The organism is Limnothrix sp. PR1529 (assembly GCF_002742025.1).
Lineage (GTDB): Bacteria > Cyanobacteriota > Cyanobacteriia > CACIAM-69d > CACIAM-69d > CACIAM-69d.
In genome coordinates this window covers 104,559-124,007 of the sequence record NZ_LIRO01000064.1, presented here as the reverse complement: position 1 = coordinate 124,007, position 19,449 = coordinate 104,559, and the positions used below count along the sequence as shown (strand labels likewise).

13 protein-coding genes are annotated in these 19,449 nt (G+C 56.0%); 8 read left to right on the top strand and 5 right to left on the bottom strand.

All coding sequences use genetic code 11. From position 1 onward, the window contains the following. The 4 genes from AMR42_RS10560 to AMR42_RS10545 all read right to left on the bottom strand — a co-directional run. Window positions 1-1,153 (bottom strand): DUF4114 domain-containing protein (locus AMR42_RS10560; protein WP_143473022.1); only part of this gene is annotated, 1,153 nt, incomplete at its 3' end. 458 nt (window positions 1,154-1,611) lie between these two features. Next, a complete protein-coding gene (locus tag AMR42_RS10555) occupies window positions 1,612-1,995 on the bottom strand; it encodes a hypothetical protein (protein ID WP_099533411.1) in 384 nt (127 codons plus the stop codon). Between the two features lie 143 nt (window positions 1,996-2,138). Beyond that, window positions 2,139-3,065 carry a LysR family transcriptional regulator gene (locus AMR42_RS10550; protein ID WP_099533410.1) on the bottom strand — a complete coding sequence of 309 codons (927 nt, stop codon included), beginning with the start codon at window positions 3,063-3,065 and terminating at the stop codon, window positions 2,139-2,141. 241 nt (window positions 3,066-3,306) lie between these two features. Beyond that, on the bottom strand, window positions 3,307-4,404 hold the full coding sequence (locus tag AMR42_RS10545) for an aromatic ring-hydroxylating dioxygenase subunit alpha (RefSeq protein ID WP_099533409.1): 1,098 nt from the start codon (window positions 4,402-4,404) through the stop codon (window positions 3,307-3,309). Window positions 4,405-4,812: 408 nt separating this feature from the next. Between AMR42_RS10545 and recG the strand changes: the two genes are divergently transcribed. The 4 genes from recG (at window position 4,813) to gloA (ending at window position 12,078) form a co-directional block, all read left to right on the top strand. Then, complete coding sequence (recG, locus tag AMR42_RS10540; protein ID WP_099533408.1) at window positions 4,813-7,296, top strand: ATP-dependent DNA helicase RecG; 2,484 nt, start codon at window positions 4,813-4,815, stop codon at window positions 7,294-7,296. 564 nt (window positions 7,297-7,860) lie between these two features. Further along, the gene (locus AMR42_RS10530) at window positions 7,861-8,325 is read left to right on the top strand and encodes a tRNA (cytidine(34)-2'-O)-methyltransferase (RefSeq protein WP_099533406.1); all 465 of its coding nucleotides are present in this window, start codon (window positions 7,861-7,863) and stop codon (window positions 8,323-8,325) included. A gap of 997 nt (window positions 8,326-9,322) precedes the next feature. Continuing rightward, on the top strand, window positions 9,323-11,356 hold the full coding sequence (locus AMR42_RS10525) for a peptidoglycan DD-metalloendopeptidase family protein (protein ID WP_158234442.1): 2,034 nt from the start codon (window positions 9,323-9,325) through the stop codon (window positions 11,354-11,356). A 293-nt stretch (window positions 11,357-11,649) separates the two neighbouring features. Next, the gene (gene gloA, locus AMR42_RS10520; protein ID WP_099533404.1) at window positions 11,650-12,078 is read left to right on the top strand and encodes a lactoylglutathione lyase; all 429 of its coding nucleotides are present in this window, start codon (window positions 11,650-11,652) and stop codon (window positions 12,076-12,078) included. A gap of 75 nt (window positions 12,079-12,153) precedes the next feature. Here gloA and AMR42_RS10515 read toward each other — a convergent pair whose 3' ends face one another. Then, on the bottom strand, window positions 12,154-12,504 hold the full coding sequence (locus AMR42_RS10515) for a histidine triad nucleotide-binding protein (protein ID WP_099533403.1): 351 nt from the start codon (window positions 12,502-12,504) through the stop codon (window positions 12,154-12,156). A 728-nt stretch (window positions 12,505-13,232) separates the two neighbouring features. Between AMR42_RS10515 and rpaB the strand changes: the two genes are divergently transcribed. The 4 genes from rpaB to AMR42_RS10490 all read left to right on the top strand — a co-directional run bounded on the left by rpaB (window position 13,233) and on the right by AMR42_RS10490 (window position 19,379). After that, window positions 13,233-14,006: a response regulator transcription factor RpaB gene (gene rpaB, locus AMR42_RS10510; RefSeq protein ID WP_099533402.1), complete on the top strand. Its 774-nt coding sequence runs from the start codon at window positions 13,233-13,235 to the stop codon at window positions 14,004-14,006. A gap of 300 nt (window positions 14,007-14,306) precedes the next feature. Next, a complete protein-coding gene (gene gor / locus AMR42_RS10500; RefSeq protein WP_099533400.1) occupies window positions 14,307-15,680 on the top strand; it encodes a glutathione-disulfide reductase in 1,374 nt (457 codons plus the stop codon). 398 nt (window positions 15,681-16,078) lie between these two features. Continuing rightward, window positions 16,079-16,735 (top strand): DUF3386 domain-containing protein, encoded by a 657-nt coding sequence (locus AMR42_RS10495; protein WP_099533399.1) that lies wholly within the window; start codon window positions 16,079-16,081, stop codon window positions 16,733-16,735. Between the two features lie 382 nt (window positions 16,736-17,117). Beyond that, the gene (locus tag AMR42_RS10490) at window positions 17,118-19,379 is read left to right on the top strand and encodes a glycoside hydrolase (RefSeq protein WP_099533398.1); all 2,262 of its coding nucleotides are present in this window, start codon (window positions 17,118-17,120) and stop codon (window positions 19,377-19,379) included. Window positions 19,380-19,449 lie beyond the last annotated feature (70 nt).

The following is a 19,449-nucleotide window of genomic DNA, read 5'->3' as shown; positions in this document are numbered from 1 at the left end:
GGGTAGGACTAGGGGTGGGACTAGGGGTAGGACTAGGGGTGGGTTGCGATGGCTCAACGGTGACGTAGGGCAGGGCATCAGCTAACAACAGCTTGCCCGCTTCTTCCTTGCGCCAGTCTTTGTTGGGGTCGATGTATTGGTCGATCGAAGGGACAGAACCACTAAATCCACGCAACCGCACAACGATATCGTTGTAGTCCCGATCGCTCCCTTGATCAAGGCGCAAATCCTCAAACACGTAGGTGTTGCCTCGGGTTGGGTCTGAACCCACCTCCACCAACTGCCCAGCTTGGAAGAGCTGATCCGGGTTGGCGGTGGCCATGGAATAAAGCGGACGGCGCGACCCCTCCGCCTGTGCTGCACCCGTGGCAATGTCCGCCAGTTTGCCATCGGGAATCAGGATCAAGCCATATTTGGCCCCGGGAGTGATGCTGAAGGTTTTGACTCCGTTGAAGGGGCCTTGGTTGAAGTTGTCTTCGTGATTCAGCTTGCCGCCGAACTTTGCGCCTTCGGTGCGATCGTCAATCAGCAGGTGACCGCTGGGGGAGTTGGTGGTGGCGCGGCGGGCGGCTTCTCGGTGGAAGGCATCGCCCGTGAATTGCTCCATTCCTTCCAGGGAAAAAATGCCTAACTGAGTATTGCTATAGCCGCCACCATCCCATTGAAATTCAACGCTGGCCGTTGCGCTCAGGGCCGTGAAAGCGCCGGAGGTGAACTGAATGCTGGGGGATGTGGGTGCGGTGGACAGGCTGGTAAGGGCGGGCGTTGGCTCGATCGCCCCAGTGCTGCCGTCCGGTGTGGTGGATGAGTCATCCAGTGGGTCACCGGTCAAGGGGTCGATCGGCGGGGTTGTTCCGCCCAGTCCGCCATCGCCGGTTGGCGTGGATGGGCCGTTGCCCAGCGCGGGGTTACGGCGCACGTTTTGGGTGCGGCCTGCTGGAATCGTGGCTTGTGGGTCGGAACCTAAGATGGGATCCGTGAGGCTACCGGTTTGTAATTGCTGGATTTGTTCCAACCGCTCGCTGGTGGAAAGGCCATTGGCCAAGATGGGTGGCAACAGTCGGCTGAGGTCGATCGCTGGCTGTGAATTTGGCACAACACCGAAAGGAGTGGGTTCTGCAAACTCAGGCAAACCGAAGATAGAGTCCGACATGATGATGCCACCGAGCAAGAGTAGACGTGCGACCTAACTGAAATCAACTTAAGTGATCAAAAAGTTAAATCACAAGACTTATAAACAAAAACTGTCGGGATCAGAAACTGGATTAAATAAATTGAAGTCAAAATTGCACAAATTTGGCACGAGGCGATCGATAGAAATAATCCTGTGCGGTTTGGTGATTTAAAGGTCGATCGAGTGTGGATTTTGCGACAGGTGTTGCGAGGTCACCGGCAGGGGTTGAGGCGAAGACTGAGAATTCTGGCCTCAGAATGGGTTGGGCGGCATTGAGTCAGCAAAATTCGCACCTCTAGAGAAACTGAGGAGCCTGTGATTGGGTAATGTTAATGTCCAATCTTGGGTATTTTTGGTCACATCGCTGGTCACATGGATCGATCGCCCCGGTGATTTAACTCGGATCGACGAAGGTTCGCAGATGAACCATGAATTGGCTATTGCTTGGGTGTGGATCGCTTGATCCGAGATTGAAGTTTTGTGAATTGTTGAATTAGGGAGAGCACCCAGGTAATTTTCTGGAGATTCGCTTCGAGGGCCGGTTCAAAGGCCCGGTAGGTTTGGCGAAATCCATAGATGCCGCGCTGGCCGATCGCGATGTTTTGCGGCGCATTGCCCAGGACGGCATGGGTGCTGCGGGCGGCGGATTCCAGGCCCTGAGCGGTGTTCCGAAGGGTGCGCCGTAGTTGCCACAGTTGCCAAGCCAGCCACAGCAGGCCGATCGAGAGGAGTCCGTCAATTCCCACAACCGCCCACAGGCCGATCGCGCTGGGAACCGAAGGCACTGTGCCCACAACAGGCGGAAGGAGGAGCAAAACCATGGTGGCCAGGGGCGATCGGGACAGAAAACAGCAGTTTCCCGTAGGCTAGCACGGGTGGCAGGGACGATCACGCCTTGTGTTTGCTTGGCTCAAGCCCCCGTCAAGTCCCCGGTCGATCGAGGGAGGATAACGGGTTCATCTGTTCACTTGGCCAGCGGGCGGTTGGGGAGCAAGGCCTGTTGATGGAGGGTGGCTTGCACCAACTGTCGGAAATAGCTAATGGGTTGTAATTGCAGTCGATCGCGCGTGGTCACCAACACCACTTCCCGCTCGATCGCTGGATCCGCCAGCGGTAGCACTCGCAAACCTGGATCCTCCTTCGCCTCCAGCACGGCCGACTCTGGCAGAAGGGCCACGCATTTTCCCTGGCGGACAACTCCCCGAAAGGCATCGAGGGTGTTCAACTCCAAGGCAACCCGCAGGGTAATTCCCTCGCGGGCAAACTGTTCCTGCACCAACCGCTGCATTCCGTAGCCATCTTTGAACACCACATGGGGATATTCCCCCAAATCTAGCCAGGACACTTGCCCATGGTTGGCGAGGGGATGGGATGCGCTGACAAGGGCCACCACGGGTTCCTTATAGAGGGAATCCACCACCCAATCGGTGTTATTGGTCAAAAACCGGTTATTCATGACCACGGCCACATCAACTAGCCCATCGCGCAACACCTTGAGCGATCGATCGCTGCCCAAGGCCGTCACCCGTAACTGCACTTGGGGATAGGTTTGGATAAAGTCCTGCAAAATGGCGGGCAGTCGGTAGGCACAAACGGAGTGAATGGCGGCGATGCAGAGTTCCGGTTGTTGCCCTTCGCGCAGGTTGGCGATCGCCCGATTGGCCAAGTCCCACTCCTGCACCATTCGGCGGGCGTGGGGTAACAGTTGGTTGCCAGCAAGAGTGAGCTGGATGGGGGTGCTGCGACGAATCAGGGTTAGCCCCAGGGTAGACTCCAGGCTCTGAAGTTGGCGGCTGATGGTGGATTGGGTGACTCCGCAACGCTTAGCGGCGGCCTGGAAACTACCGGTATCCGCGATCGCGAGGAAGGCCTGTAACTGTTCGAGTCGCATGAGCTGGGGCAAGCAAGGAACCCAAGGGCGCGATCGGGGACGTTGGGAAAATAATCCGCATCAAGACCCGATCACGGCCTAAGCCAGCAAACTTTGCCATAGTTCCCCGTTTCCTTGCGCGATCGCCCTGAACATTGCGCGACTCCGGCCCATGCTGTTTTTGAATGATGGGTTAATCAACGGTCGATTAATTACGGTTAATTACGCCTGATTACCCCTCATCACTCCCACTCACTCCTAATCATTCATGGGCCAGCCCAGCGGTTGTTGATCGACCCCGTGATCGAATGAGGCGCTGCACTGCCGCGATCGCGGGATTCAGTTCTGGCCCCTTGCGGTGAGGATCTGCCTCAAACGATCGTTGCTCCTGCTCAATCATCAACACATCCTGCTCTACCAACCCTTCCAGCAACTTGGCCGCCGCATTAAACATCCGATCTTTCACCCACTGGCGGATCGCCACCGGCAACTGATGCAGCCGCTCGAAGGCGTGTAGGGAGGTGAAATGCACCAAATAGGCCCGGGTGTGGGTGGCGCTGACGGGACAAAACAGGCAATAAATCTTGAACTCTTGGCCCAAGCTAGAAGCCCAGTGGGGATAGACATAGCTCACCCGGAGCGGTTCCGGGTGTAGTTTGCGCATGGCGGGGATAAACAGTTGCGCCACCGCCCAAATTTTGTCAATTCGGTAGTAGCTTTGGGCTTCGTAGAGAGCATCGACTCGATCGGGCAATTCGGTGAGCTGCTCCAACTTCGCGGAAGCCCAAGCCTGGTAGTCCTGATGCAAATGCCCATGGTACATATCCATCAGGTTTTCGATCAGAAAAGAAAAATGCCCCTGACAATCGATCGTGGTCATGGAAGCGATGTAGTTTAAGTGGCTCCATTCCGGCAGTCCCATCGGTTCCGGCAACACCTGTCCCGGTTGCAATTCTCCTGGCCACAACCAAATGAACCCATCCAATTCCCGCACCGGGTAGGTACGAATTCGGCAAGTGGGCAGCTTTTGGTTATCTCCCAGGTAGGGCACATCCACGCAGGCCCCAGCATGGTCGAACTGCCAACCGTGGTACATACACTCGATCCGATCGCCCACTACGCGCCCATCCGACAACTTCACCAGTCGGTGGGGGCAACAATCCTCCAGGGCTTGCACTTGCCCTTGGGTGTCGCGGTAAAGCACAATTGCCCGCCCCCAAAGTTCCACGCCCAGCGGCTGGCGAGTGACTTCCCGATCGCTCGCCACCACATACCAATGGTTGGGGTCGATGCCGGTTGCGCGTAGGGGCACTGTCTTGGCTGGTTGAGCAGTCGTGGGGGTGGCAGTTTCAGGAGACATAGGCAAAGGAAAAGGGAACTAGGCAGCGCAACGGGCCGGTAACTGACGATATGCTGTGGGGCCCGCGACTGAGATTCGGAAAATCTCGGCGCTTTCAAAGCTAGCAAATCATCGCTCAGAGACCAATTTGCGAGACTGGACGCTGTTGGTTGCCGCTGCCCAATCCATGCCTTGCGATTGAATTTGGGAGCCAATCCAGAAGATCGCTATGATTCCGGTGGGCAGTCGATTCCTACCTTGGGTGAAGTTCTGCAACGAATTCCTCGGTGGGCCCGATCGCCTTTTGCCTGATCGCCCAGTTTTGTTTGCGGCTTGTTTGTGGTCTTGTGTGGCCTGACGAGCTTGTTGTTGGTTGGCTGGTAATTAGCTGTTAGTTGGTTTTTGAACTAATCCGCCCTAGCTCTCACCTTGTCTGATCTACCCGACTGGATTCGTTTGCAAAAGGCCCTGGCCGTGGAAGCGGAACGGGGCTTTGGGGATTTGGCTGGGCGGGAATATCGATTCAGTGAATTTTTGTGTCTGCAGTTTGGCCGGCCGCCCCAAGGATTGTCTGCGAGCGATCGACGGCGGTGGCGAGAAACGGCGGCCCAGTTTGCGGAATATCCCAATTTGGACTTGGCCCAACGCAAGCGGATTGTGGTGAACACGCGGCAGTTTTTGCACCAGGTGCAGCGTGCCTGCGAGGGGGCGATCGCCGAGGCCGCGGCTCCAGAGGCGGCCCCCCGATCGCCCAAGCGCCCAAAAACGAAGGATTTGAACCAACTGCAACCGGCAACCATTGCCCGATCGCTGACTTTGGATCTGCCCCTGTCGCAGGTACGGGCGATCGGGACGCGATCGGGGGGGCGGTTGGCCAAGTTGGGGCTGTTGACGGTGCAGGATTTGCTGTGCCATTACCCTCGCGACTATATCGATTACGCCCGCCAGGTGAATATCCGCGACTTGGAAGGGGGCGAAACGGTGACGATTGTGGGGACGGTGAAGCGCTGTAATTGCTTTACCAGTCCCAAAAACTCAAAACTCACGATTTTTGAACTGATTCTGCGCGATCGCACGGGCCAAGTGCGAATTAGCAAGTTTTTTGCAGGAACCCGCTTTAGTTCGATCGCCTGGCAAAAGAGCCAACAGAGTCTTTACTCCTCAGGCACACTGGTGGCCGCGTCCGGCCTGGTGAAGCAAGATAAATACGGCATTACGCTCGACAATCCCGATTTGGAAGTGATCGACAGCGCCGACGGGACGATCGCCTCCTTGACGGTGGGGCGGGTCGTGCCGGTCTATGCCCTCACGGAAGGGGTGACGGCGGATTTGGTGCGGCGATCGGTCTTGGCTGTGTTGCCCGCCGCCAGCCAAGTGCCGGAAGCCTTGCCCCGTACCTTTCGTGAACGCTACAACCTGATCAAAATTGCCGACGCGATCGCCCAAGTGCATTTTCCCGCCGACGATGATCAGTTGGCGGCGGCCCGACGGCGGTTGATTTTCGATGAATTTTTCTACCTCCAGTTGGGATTGCTCCAGCGGCGATCGCAACAAAAACGCCAGGAAACCAGCGTGGTTTTGGCTACCACCGGCCCTCTGATTGACCAATTTCATCAGGTGTTGCCCTTTGAACTGACCGGGGCCCAAAAGCGCGTGGTGGGCGAAATTCTGGAAGATTTACAACGGCCCACCCCCATGAACCGTCTGGTGCAAGGGGATGTGGGATCCGGAAAAACCGTCGTGGCCGTGATCACCATCCTGGCGGCCATCCAAGCGGGCTACCAAGCGGCCCTGATGGCTCCCACGGAAGTGCTGGCGGAGCAACATTACCGAAAAATTGTCGGTTGGTTTAACCTGTTGCACTTGCCCGTGGAGTTGCTGACGGGTTCCACGGGAGCCAAAAAACGACGCGCCATCCATGCCCAATTGCAAACGGGAGAGTTGCCCCTGTTGGTGGGAACCCATGCCCTGATTCAAGACAAGGTGGAATTTTCCCGTTTGGGCCTGGCGGTGATTGATGAGCAGCACCGATTTGGGGTGCAACAGCGGGCCAAGCTGCAACAAAAGGGATTTCAGCCCCATGTGTTGACCATGACTGCCACGCCGATTCCGCGCACCTTGGCGCTGACGATCCATGGGGATTTGGATGTGAGCCAAATTGACGAGTTGCCGCCCGGTCGGCAGGCGATTCAAACCACGGTGCTGCGATCGGGCGATCGCCCGGCGGCCCATGACCTGATGCGCCGAGAAATTGCCCAAGGTCGCCAGGTTTATGTGGTGTTGCCGCTGGTGGAGGAGTCGGAAAAGCTCGATTTGAAATCCGCGATCGAGGAATATCAATACCTTTCTGAGGTCGTGTTTCCGGAGTTTCAGGTGGGTTTGCTCCATGGGCGCATGGGTTCGGCCGATAAAGACCGGGCGATCGAACAATTTCGGCAAAACGAAACCCAGATTTTGGTGTCCACCACGGTGATTGAAGTGGGGGTGGACGTGCCCAACGCCACGGTGATGGTGATTGAACATGCAGAGCGCTTTGGCTTGTCTCAGTTACACCAGTTGCGCGGTCGGGTGGGGCGGGGGGCGGCCCAGTCTTTTTGTTTGTTGATGAACACCAGCAAAAGCCCGGAAGCCAGCCAGCGGCTGGAGGTGTTGGCCCAATCTCAGGATGGCTTTTTCATTTCAGAGATGGATATGCGGTTTCGTGGCCCCGGTGAAGTGTTGGGCACGCGCCAATCGGGGTTGCCAGATTTTGCCCTGGCCAGCTTGGTTGACGATCGCGATGTGTTGAACTTGGCTCGATCGGCCGCTGAGGATTTGATCAACACCGACCCAGATTTGGCAAACCATCCTCGAATTGCCGCCGAACTGGGCTATCGGTATCGCAAGCTGTTGGGGGGTATGATTTTGACCTAGGCAACTTGGCGGCGGCGATCCAAATGCGCTCTACCGCTCAAAGCCCAATCTTTCACGATACCGAATCATGCCAGGTGCTGTGGATCGCTGTGGGACAGTGCGGCGTGTTTGTCGGCATCTCTGTACACATCCATATATATGTATTGTTAAACACAACTGTTGGGCCGGCTCAGGAGGCAATCACCGGTTGTCGTTCGCGGCCGTGGACTGGGGGCCTGATCCAAGCGGGGTTGGATGGGCAGCACAGGGGTGGCCGGGCCGCTGTTTGTCTGGGGACGTTCCTTTGGGGCCTGCTGAGGGGCGATCGCGATCGATTCACGATTGATTATGTTTTTCAATCGCGATTAATGATTGGGAATCATGATGCTTAACGAGTTTTAAATTATTTTTGATAATCAATCGAGATTCCCGGTCAGTGATTAAAAAAATCTATAGTTGTCAGCCTCCCGGAGCAGGCGAATCAGGGTGAAAAATCTTGGTTCGTTTGACGATCTCAATTGAGCGGTTTGGGGTGAATTTCCCTGAAATACCGTCGTCTCAGTTCCTCAGTCGCTAAGAAATTCTATGCAACCGCAAATTGTGTTGGTTAATCCGCAAATTCCGCCTAATACGGGCAATATTGCCCGTACCTGCGCTGCCACCGGTACGGAACTGCACCTGGTAGGCCCTTTGGGCTTTGAAATTACCGATCGCTACCTCAAACGGGCTGGACTGGACTACTGGCCGTTTGTCAAGCTTCGCTATCACGCCGATTGGTCGGTCTTTGCCGAATTTCACCGCCCGATCGGGGGACGACTGATTGGATTTTCCAGCGGTGGCAGCACGTCCTATCACCACATCGCCTACGCCCCTACGGATTGGCTGCTGTTTGGCAGCGAAACGGAGGGGTTGCCGACTTCGGTGCTGGAAACTTGTGACCTGATTGCTCGTATTCCCATGGACTGCGCGGGTGTTCGTAGCCTGAATCTATCGTCAAGCACCGCGATCGGGCTGTTTGAGGCTCGGCGGCAGTTGGGATTGTTGGGGTAAGTCCTGTTGCGAGTCCAGGCCCTGGGTAATGAGAAGGTTGAGGGGTAATGAGCAGCGAGGACGGTCACGGGATGGCGATCGCCTGGAATTGGCTCATCTTGCCCAGGGCTGACGGGGTTCATGGATAGCCAACTGTCTGAATTTGACCATCCAGGCAGATGGGAGCCGATCACGATCGCCCGCCAGGGGCTAAATAAAGTCGATTAAGGCGGCTTCTGACTCCCGATCGCCGGTCGATCGCGGCTGAACCATAGCTGGGTCGTGATTGCTCAGGCTTAGTCAGCCCTTCACCTCTTCGGGGCGATCGCCGTGGCGGGACTTTCGTGCCTTAGTCGGGGCGATCGGGAGTCTGATTAATAAGAAAATCCTATCGATGAATCGTCCGAATTTTGCAGCGAATTTTACATTTTTTTTAATTCATCAGGCTCTAAAACGACATATTCCCTCCTCGGAAATCTTGACTAGGCAATCCAAGACACAGCGTAGGATTACGGTGATCCTGACCTATCGGCTAAGTCTTGAAAGGCAGGTAATCCGATACTCGTTGCCAATGGTTTGAGTGCCTGAAAGTCTTTTGAGGAAAGGACTTTGGAAAAATGATGATCAAATAAGGGGCGCAATTCTGAACAGCAAAACATCACCGAAAGGCCCAATATTCATCAAGAAAACAAATACCGAAACTGTCACAAATCAGTTGCCAATCTGGTTAAACTTGCCTAAACCACAAAAGCAGGGTAGTCTTGCCTAAGCCTTAACTCGTATTAAGACCCCGGTCTAACCGAGCTTATCGCTGGCCGCCGCGTCGCACCTGAGCGGTGATCTAGCCATCCAAGGCGCTTGGGACGGCAAGGCTGATTCAATCGCAGTCCAATGGGCAATCAACGATTGAGCACCCCACCCACGACCAGAGTCGAGGCGAGTTCTGTGGTTTACCAGCCCAAGGCTTGCTGACTGCTGAGTTGCCAGCGCCCCAATGACCAACAATCCACATCGTGCGATGACCGAACAGTACCAACAAGCTCCCACGGAGACTAGTCGGAAGACCCGCGCCTCGATCGCGACGCTAGGGTTGGCAATCTCAATGGGTGCAACAGGGTTGCTGTTGCCCCGCCAAGGCGACCACGCGATTGCGGCAGAACCCAACCAGGCTCCGTCCCTCAGTAGCCAAACCGTGGCGGCGGCCACCAGCAAGACCCATACGGTTCAAGCCAACGACACGATCGCGACCATCGCCCGCCAATACGATGTTGCGCCGGAAGCCCTAGCGGCGGCGAACCACCTGTCGATTGATGCTGTCCTGAGCGCTGGTCAACAACTCACCATTCCAGCCCGCAGCATTCCCCAACGCACCGTTGTTAGCGCGATCGAGCCAATCACCGCCGAAGTGGAAACGGCGACCTTGAGCGCGCCCACCGTCGAACCGAGTCAGACAACGGCTGAAGCGAATTCCGAGCAATTTTCCGCCTCCCTGGCCCACGGCGAAAGCGAAGCCGACAGCCAGCCCACAGCAATCACCCTTGATCGCAGTCGAATCCCAGCCCTCCCGGAAAACCAGGTTGAAGTGGCTGCGGTTGCCCCTGAAGCGGCGGTTGTGATTGATGCTTCGTCCACTGCGGCCGAGTCGCCTAGCGCCAACAGTCCTGCTGTGACGCAAGTTCCCGTCGCGGAAGCCCCCTCTTCGCCCAACACGATCGACCTCCTGGCGGATGCCGCTGCCATCCGGAGCATCGATCGCTTGCAGGCCCAGAGCGATCGACTGAGCCAAGCACTGCAATCGCTGGCGGCGAACACCGGAAACCTCCTGGGTTCGACCACCGAGGCGATCGAGCTGCTGGCCCTGGAGCCGCAACCAACCACTGAATCAGCTGAATCAGTAGAGCGTCCCACGACCGATCGCACCGAAGAAACCGTTGCACTGCAACCGGCGACTACGGCCGAGCGTGCTTCTGCAGATGCGGTGACCCCCACCACTAACGACCTGGTGGTTAGCATCCCCACCGCCGCCGATTATCGACTCACGGCCGTTGCGGTTCCCACGCAGCGCCTCGATCGCCCGGCTGTGCCCGTGAGTGCCGCAGCCGCCCGCACGGTTGCAACGGAAGAAGCCGGCGGTGGTGCTGTCAATCTTCTGAGCCATGCTGCCACTGCTCAATCGCTGGCCGGCGCTGCCGATGTGCCCACCGCCAGCAGCCGCCTCCAACAGGGGACGGCCAACAGCGACCTAGCCAGCCCGCGCTACAGCCCCTACATCGACGGTCTGCGAGCTGAAATCCAAGCCCTGCAAGCTCGCTACCAAAACCAAACCGGCGAATCGAGCCGCAGCGGTGCAATCAGTCTGTTGGCTCCGGCCGCCGCCACCGCCGTGGCCGCCAGCCAAGCCAGCACCGTGGCCAATCAGGCGGCAACCGTGGCTGTACAGCCGCCCTCTGCGCCCCTGAGCGATCGCCCGTTGGCCCTGAGCCAACCGATGCCGGAAGCGGATCCGCGCCGCAGCCAACTAATTGCAGCCGCCTCTGAACCGCTGAACGCCCGTAATCCCCGCGTGCAAACGCTGCTGAATGCCAGTGTTTCACCGCAACTACCGCCTCTGTCGGATCCTTCGGCTTACCTACCGGGCGCACAACCCCAGGCCATGCGCGGCTACATCTGGCCGAGCCAAGGCATTCTAACCTCTGGCTATGGCTGGCGCTGGGGCCGGATGCACCGAGGCATTGATATTGCAGCCCCTGTGGGTACACCGGTTGTGGCAGCGGCTGACGGTGTGGTGGCAGTTTCCGGTTGGGACAGCGGTGGCTACGGCAACAAGGTGGACATTCGCCACCCGGACGGCAGCTTCACTCGCTACGCCCACAACAGCCGTCTTTTGGTAAGGGCTGGTCAAACCGTCCGCCAAGGTCAATTGATTGCAGAAATGGGTAGCACCGGCCGCAGCACTGGTCCCCACCTGCATTTTGAAATTCGCCCATCGGGCAAAGGCGCAGTGAACCCGATGGCCTTCTTGCCGAGCGGTGGACTACGGGCGGCTCGTTAGATTAACTGACGCTCCAATCCCTGCTTAGGTTCCCCTAAACTAAACCCGTGCTGGACGCGATCGCTGCATCCGGCATGGGTTTTTTAGTTGGCATTTTTATGGGCATTTTTAGTCGCCATTAACTTTGGGTGTTTGGGGTGAGTCTTGCTGGAGGTGCTTTTGGGGAACCGGTTGAAGTTTTCGAGTTTAAACTGAAAAGCATTGTCCCTAATGGGCCATGCATCAGGCTGACCTTGCTAGTGCCTTTGCTTGTTCGTGGCTTTGTTAGATCGAACCGTTTGCGGGAGAGAACCATGCGACTACTTCACACCATGCTGCGGGTGGGCGACTTGCAGCGATCGCTCGATTTCTATTGCAATGTGTTGGGGATGAAACTCTTGCGCCAAAAGGATTATCCCGATGGCAAGTTCACGCTGGCCTTTGTGGGCTATGGGGACGAGTCGGAAACGGCCGTCATTGAGCTAACCCACAACTGGGGCGTGGAGTCCTACGAACTCGGAACGGCCTACGGTCACATTGCTCTGGGGGTAGATGATATCTATGCCACCTGCGAGGAAATCACGACGCGGGGCGGGCGAGTGACCCGCGCTCCCGGCCCCATGAAACATGGCTCGACGGTGATTGCCTTTGTGGAGGATCCAGACGGCTACAAGGTGGAACTCATTCAGCTCAAAAATCAGGATGCTGCCCCATCTCCATCCCTAGCGACGGCGGCTTCTTAAGTGTGGGTGGTGCAGACGGAGCGCGGGGCCCGTTGAAAGTACCCGGGCCCCGCGCGGCAGGCGGTTAAGAATCCATCAACCCGGCGGCCAGGCGAGCGATCGCCCACCCAGCACATGGAAATGCAGATGAAAAACCGTTTGTCCGCCATCTTCGCCGGTGTTGGCCACCACGCGATAGCCCTGATCCAGGCCTTCCTGTTGGGCAACTTTTTGGATCACAAGCATCAAATGCCCCAACAGGACTTGGTCTTCCGCCGTGGCCGCCGCCAGGTTTTCGATCGGCTTTTTAGGAATCACCAACAGGTGGACGGGGGCTTGCGGATTCACATCCCGAAAAGCCAAAGCCAAGTCGTCTTCATACACGATCGCGGCGGGAATTTCGCGGCGGATGATTTTGCCAAAGATGGTGTCGCCACCGACAGTCATGGGAATAGGCTCCTTCGGAACGCAGAAATAATGCAGAAATTGGGAACATGAAAGCGTGGGGGTGTGAGCAGCCCTGGTGCGGGAAACCGCTCGCCGGCCGGGCGATCGAGTAGACTCTAGCACTCTGCCATGGGTTCAATGACGGTTCGATCGCCCCCCCAATTGGGCTGCGTCTCAGAATGGATCGGAAAGCTGATCACGCTGGCGGCCGCCCTGAGCCGAGACGGCCAACCAAGATCATGGATCACGATCAAGGGGGTCAATTAATCAACCGTTACGGTTAATCCTCAGATTTCTTTAAGATTTGCGGCGAAAACGTTACATCTGGTAATATTCAGATGAGCGAGAATCCTTAGCCCATCAAGACCTTGGCCCATTGTTGGTCAATGCAACCAACCGGAATTGATCTCAATCAGTTGTGATCCATTCCCTAAACCGTCGGTTGCTGGTGACTTGTCAATCCATTGGGTTGAAGGGCGATTGCGTTCAGACCGCACCGTATTTGACAGACGTGCATTCACGTTTCTTAATTTTTCTTTGGCGACTGAATGACACCATTCAACCGTCGAAGCCCCTTCTCCGTTGATTGCTGAAGTGTTCATCAATCGGCTGTGATCGGCTGATTTTGCTCGAATTGTTCTGACACAATTCATGAATCAAAATAACCAGCCCAATCGGCAGCCAACGTTGATGAATAACTGCAAGCTTTTTAAATGAAATCAACAAAAATGTTGGCAGAAAATTCCTTGCAGACGATCACAGAATCAGGGCGATCGCGCGGCAAAATCCTGATTGTCGATGATGAATCGGCATTGCGGATGATCCTGACTACGCGCCTTTCGCTGGCGGGGTATGAAGTCGTGTCGGCGGCGGATGGAGAGGAGGCCCTCGAGGTATTTGACCGCGAGGATCCCGATCTGGTGGTGTTGGATGTAATGATGCCGAAAATTGACGGCTATGGCGTTTGCCAAACCCTGCGCCAAAACTCCGATGTGCCGATCATTATGTTGACGGCCTTGGGCGATGTGGGCGATCGAATCACTGGCTTACAAATGGGAGCCGATGATTATTTAGCTAAGCCTTTTTCCCCTAAAGAATTAGAGGCGCGAATTGCCTGTGTGCTGCGCCGGGTGAAGGACAAAACCACGCCGCCCCCGATCGGGAATGGCACGATTCAAATTGGTTCCCTGCGAGTCGATACCCGGAAGCGCCAGGTTTATCGCAGCGATCGGCGGATTCGTCTGACCCATACGGAATTTAGCCTGTTGGAATTGCTGTTTAGCCGCAACGGGGAAGCCGTGCCCCGGGGCGAAATTCTGCAAACTCTCTGGGGTTATGCCCCTCGGATCCAAGCGGACATGCGGGTGGTGGATGTGCATGTGGCGCGGCTGCGATCAAAACTGGAAGACGATCCGCGTAACCCGGAAATTATCTTGACGGTACGCGGCACGGGCTATGCGGCTCCTCGGATGACCGACAGTTCTGAGGCGATCGGGGCTTAAGGATTCGCCCAAAGGGATCTGCCCAAAGGGATCTGCCCAAAAGAATCTGCTCAATCCAGGGCTCATCGATGGTTAATCGGCCGAGGGCGCGGGGTCAGGGCATTTCATGATCGTGCCATTTGCATGATCGTGCTTTGATCGCCTTTTTCGATCGCCTTCTTTAATCTCCTTTCTTGATCGCCTTGCTCCTTCTGGGCTGCTAGCTCGATCGCAATCCAGTGCGCCCGTTTGCGAGGTCGGTTGCTACGATCGAAGGGCGGGGCAAGCTCGATCGCTCCGGCTGGATCAGAAGGCAACATCATGACATTTGACTACGACCTCTTCGTTATTGGTGCAGGCTCCGGCGGGTTGGCCGCTTCCAAGCGAGCCGCCAGCTACGGCGCAAAAGTGGCGATCGCAGAAAGCGACCTCGTGGGCGGCACTTGCGTGATTCGCGGTTGCGTGCCCAAAAAACTCATGGTCTATGCATCCCAGTTTGCCCACTGGTACGAGGATGCCACGGGCTACGGTTGGTCAGCAGTGGAGCCAGAGCACGACTGGTCTAAGCTGATCAACGCGGTGCAGACGGAAGTGATGCGCCTTAACAAACTACACATCAGTTTTCTAGAAAAAGCGGGCGTAGAGCTGATTTCGGGTCTGGGGCGCTTTGTGGATGAGCACCGGATTGAAATCGTTAGCCCCAGCGGCACTCGCGAAGTGACCGCCCGCTACATCCTGATTGCCGTGGGTGGCGAAGCTGTGCGCCCAGATGTGCCCGGCATTGAACATACGATCACCTCGCGGGAGATGTTCCTGCTGAAGGAGCGCCCCCAACGGTTTGTGGTCTTAGGCGGGGGCTATATCGGCGTGGAATTTGCTGGAATCCTCAAGGGCTTAGGCTCTGAGGTGACGCAGGTGTTGCGGGGCGATCGAATTCTGCGCGGCTTTGATAGCGATATTCGGGATCAAATCCAGCAAGCCATGGTCGATCGGGGCATTGCTGTCCATACCCACGCCGATATCGCCACCCTCCAAATTGAAAAAACCGATGCCGGCCTGCGAATGCAGTTCAAAACGTCCGATGGTGCGGCCCATGAATTGATGGCCGATGCCATCCTGAGCGCCACGGGCCGCAAACCCAAACCCCAAATTGAGCCGCTGAATCTGGAGCTTGCCGGGGTGGAAGTGGTGAATGGGGCGATCGCCGTGACTGCCGACCACTGCACCAACCAGCCCCACATCTACGCCGTGGGCGACTGCACCGATCGGGTCAATCTCACCCCCGTGGCGATCGCGGAAGGGCGTGCCTTTGCCGACACGGTATTTGGTCACCAGCCTCGCACCATCAGCCATCGCAACATTCCCTCTGCTGTGTTTTCGCAACCGGAAGCCGCCACCGTGGGCATGACCGAAGAAGAAGCCCGGGCCGTCTATGGCGATCGGGTGAAAATCTACCGTGCCCGCTTCCGCCCAATGATCTATAGCCTGACCGATTGCACCGAAAAGGTGTTGGTCAAACTGGTGGTAGAAGGTGAAGACGAGCGCATTTTAGGCGTGCATATGGTGGGCAAAGATGCGGCGGAAATTATCCAAGGCATGGCTATTCCTGTGGTGATGGGGGCAACGAAGGCCGACTTCGATCGCACCATTGCTATTCATCCTTCCACCGCTGAAGAGTTCGTGACTTTGCGATAGATTGCCCAGAGCGATCGCCCCATTCTTAATCAATGGATCATTGATTAATGGATCATTAACTCATGCGCAACTCATGATTGATGTGCGATGTATCGATGATCGATTCATCCATGGGTTGATCGTGCTTGATGCATTCATGAACAATCAGCAGCTTATGGCCAATTGGTTGGCAGTTGGTTGGCAGTTAATTTGCAGTTAATTTGCAATTGGTTTGCAATTCGTTCATGATCATGATCAAGATCACGATCAACGCAATCATGATCAACCCACGATCAATTCATCATCGATCGGTTAGCAACTCATTGGCGACTGATCAATGATTGGGTAATTGATTCGTGGTTGGTTTTCCCGATCGGTTCCCGATCATCACCTTCCAAACACCCTAACTCTGGATCGCTATGACCCTCGCTCAAGATCGTGCCCAAGAAACTAACGCTCGGGATTTGTTCCGGGCCGCCTACGAAAATCGCTATACCTGGGATGCTAACTTTCCGGGTTACACCGCCGATGTGGAACTGTGCCAAGGGGAAGAAAGCTATCGGGGATCCGTGGCGATCGCGGCTGATTTCAGCGTCAGCGTCACCGGCATTGATCATCCCGAAGTGTTGAAAACGTTGGAACATCAACTGCGCGATATTGTCACCCATCGTCAGCGCAGCAGCTTTGACAAAGCCCACGGCCAAAACGAATTTACCTTGGGAGCCACTGACGAAACGGGCGCGGTGGAGGTGTTGGTTTCTGGGAAATCCATGGGATCCAGCTACAAAGTGCGCGATCGGGAAATTTGCCATGTGGAGCGTCCCGTGGGCCCCATGAAATTCATCATCGACACCCAAGCAACGATGGATACCGGTGAAGGCTATTTGCCCACCTTGACCGATGCCAACTTCTATAAGCTGCCGGAAAACCAACTGGTGAAGCAGGTGCGCTATGAAGACACCCACGAGCGGGTGGGCAATTACGTTTTGATGAGTTCTCAAGCCATTCGAGTCAAGGAAGGAGACCAAGAAATCGTCACAACCATGACGTTCTCCAACTTGAAATTGCAAGGATAAGCTGGATCAAACTCTTTCTTGGCTATCCCTTGTCGATGTCTGTTGCTAGTGATTGTCTAGTTGATGACCAGTTGATTGCTAGTGAATAGTTAATTACTAGTTAATTACTGGCAATTTTCTAACTGCTTGCTAATTACTGGCTAATCACGAATTGGTCATTGGCTAATGATCGGATAGCCAGAATAACCGCTGATCAATCATTTGACCAATCATTAGTTCATGGCGCGGGTGGAATCTTTCCGCCCGCGTTTTGTTGTGCATGACATTGTGAACAACATCAAGCGTGAATCACATCAAGGATGAATCACAAGGGCCCTCAGCCATTGCTCCGGGAATTGACCTCGCGCCTAGAATGGGAGAAAGATTGGTTCGATCGCCCCCTATGCCTTACCCGCTGCACGTTGCCTTTGTTTGGCATCAACATCAGCCCCTCTACAAAAGCCGTGGCAACCTGGCCGAAACAGCCTTGGCAGACGTGCCCCAACAGTCGGAAGAAGCGCAATATCGACTGCCTTGGGTGCGGTTGCATGGCACCAAGGACTATCTCGATTTGATTTTGATGTTGGAACGGTTCCCCCGGTTGCGCCAAACCGTGAACTTGGTTCCTTCTTTGATGTTGCAAATTGAAGATTATGTGGCGGGCCGGGCGATCGACCCCTACTTGGCCTTGGCGCTCACCCCTGCTGAACAACTGCAACCGACACAAAAGCGCTTTGTGCTGGAGCATTTTTTTGATGGCAACCACCGCACCTTGGTGGATCCCCATCCTCGCTATTGCCAATTGTTTGAACAACGCAATGATTTGGGAATTCCTTGGTGTTTAGACCATTGGAAACCCGAGGATTTTGGGGATCTGTTGGCTTGGCATAACCTGGCTTGGATTGATCCGCTGTTTTGGGATGATCCAGAAATTGCCCGTTGGTTAGAACGGGGCAAGGATTTTTCGCTCACCGATCGCCAGGAAATTTGGGCCAAGCAACGGGAAATTTTGGCGCGAATTATTCCCAAACACCGATCGATGCAGGAGTCGGGCCAGTTGGAAGTGACCACCACGCCCTACACCCATCCCATTTTGCCCCTGCTGGCCGACACGGACGCGGGCCGGGTGGCCATTCCCCAAATGCAACTGCCCGCGAGCCGGTTCCAGTGGGCGGAAGATATTCCCCGGCATCTGGAACGGGCCAAAACCATGTACCAAGAGCGGTTTGGCTGCTTGCCTCGGGGGCTGTGGCCTTCGGAGCAGTCCGTGAGTCCGGCAATGTTGCCCGATGTGGCGGCGGCCGGTTTCCAATGGTTAATTTCCGATGAGGCGGTGTTGGGCTGGACGATCGAGCATTTCTTCCACCGCGACGGCTCTGGCAACGTTCTGGAGCCACAGTACCTTTACCAGCCCTATCGCCTAGCCACGGATCAGGGAGATTTGGCGATCGTCTTCCGTGACCACCGCCTTTCGGATCTGATTGGCTTTAGCTATGCGGGCATGGAACCCCAAAACGCTGCCCAAGACTTGATTGGCCATTTGGAAGCGATTACTCGGCAACTGAAACAACGCCAAGGGGACGATCGCACCAGCCTAGAGCAGCCTTGGTTGGTGACCATTGCCCTGGATGGGGAAAACTGCTGGGAATATTACGATCGCGACGGGCTGCCGTTTTTGGATGCGCTCTATAGCCGCCTCAGCCAGCATCCTGAAATTGAGCTGGTAACCGTGGGCGATTATCTCGATCGATTCCCACCCCGCGAAACCCTGCCGGTCGATCGCCTGCACAGTGGCTCTTGGGTGGATGGCTCCTTTTCCACCTGGATTGGCGACCCGGCCAAAAACCGCGCCTGGGATTTGCTGACGGCGGCCCGCGAAACCCTGGCTCGCCATCCGGAAGCCACCGAAACCACCAATCCGGCCGCTTGGGAAGCGCTTTATGCGGCGGAGGGTTCCGATTGGTTTTGGTGGTTTGGGTTTGGCCACTCGTCGAATCAAGATGCCATTTTCGATCGCCTGTTTCGGGAGCACCTGTGCGCCATTTACCAAGCCCTGAACGAATCCATTCCCCCGGAATTGTTGGAGCCGGTGGAAGTCCATGAAGCCACGGGCGATCGCACTCCCCAAAACTTCATTCACCCAATCATTGACGGTTGTGGCGACGATCAAGACTGGAACCAAGCGGGCCGAATTGCGGTGGGTGGCTCCCGGGGCACGATGCACCAATCCAGCCCGATCCAAACCATTTGGTACGGGGTGGATCACCATCACTTCTATATCCGGCTAGATTTCCAAACCGGCAAACAGCCCGATGAAATTCACCTGTGCTGGTTCTATCCCGATCGCCCCGCCCACAACAGTCCCGTGCCCCTGGAGCAATTGCCCGATTTGGCCCCGGCCAACTATCATTACCGGCATCACATTGGCCTGAAGTTGCCCACCAAAACCCTCTGGTTCTCGGAAGCGGCGGAATTTAACACCTGGCGGGCCCGACCCAGCCGCGCCCGCTTCGCTGTGGATAGCTGCTTGGAGTTGGCGGTTCCTTGGGATGATTTGCCCGTGGAGCCTGATTGGGGGCTGCGCCTAGCCCTGTTTGTGGCCCATCGGGGTGAATTTAGCGAAGTGTTACCCGGCGAGGACTTAATTCAAATGGGCGTGCCTTAGGAATATCACCTGGGGCGATTGGGGCGATCGCCTGGTCAGCGCCCCAAATCCGCAAGCAACGGGACTGAAG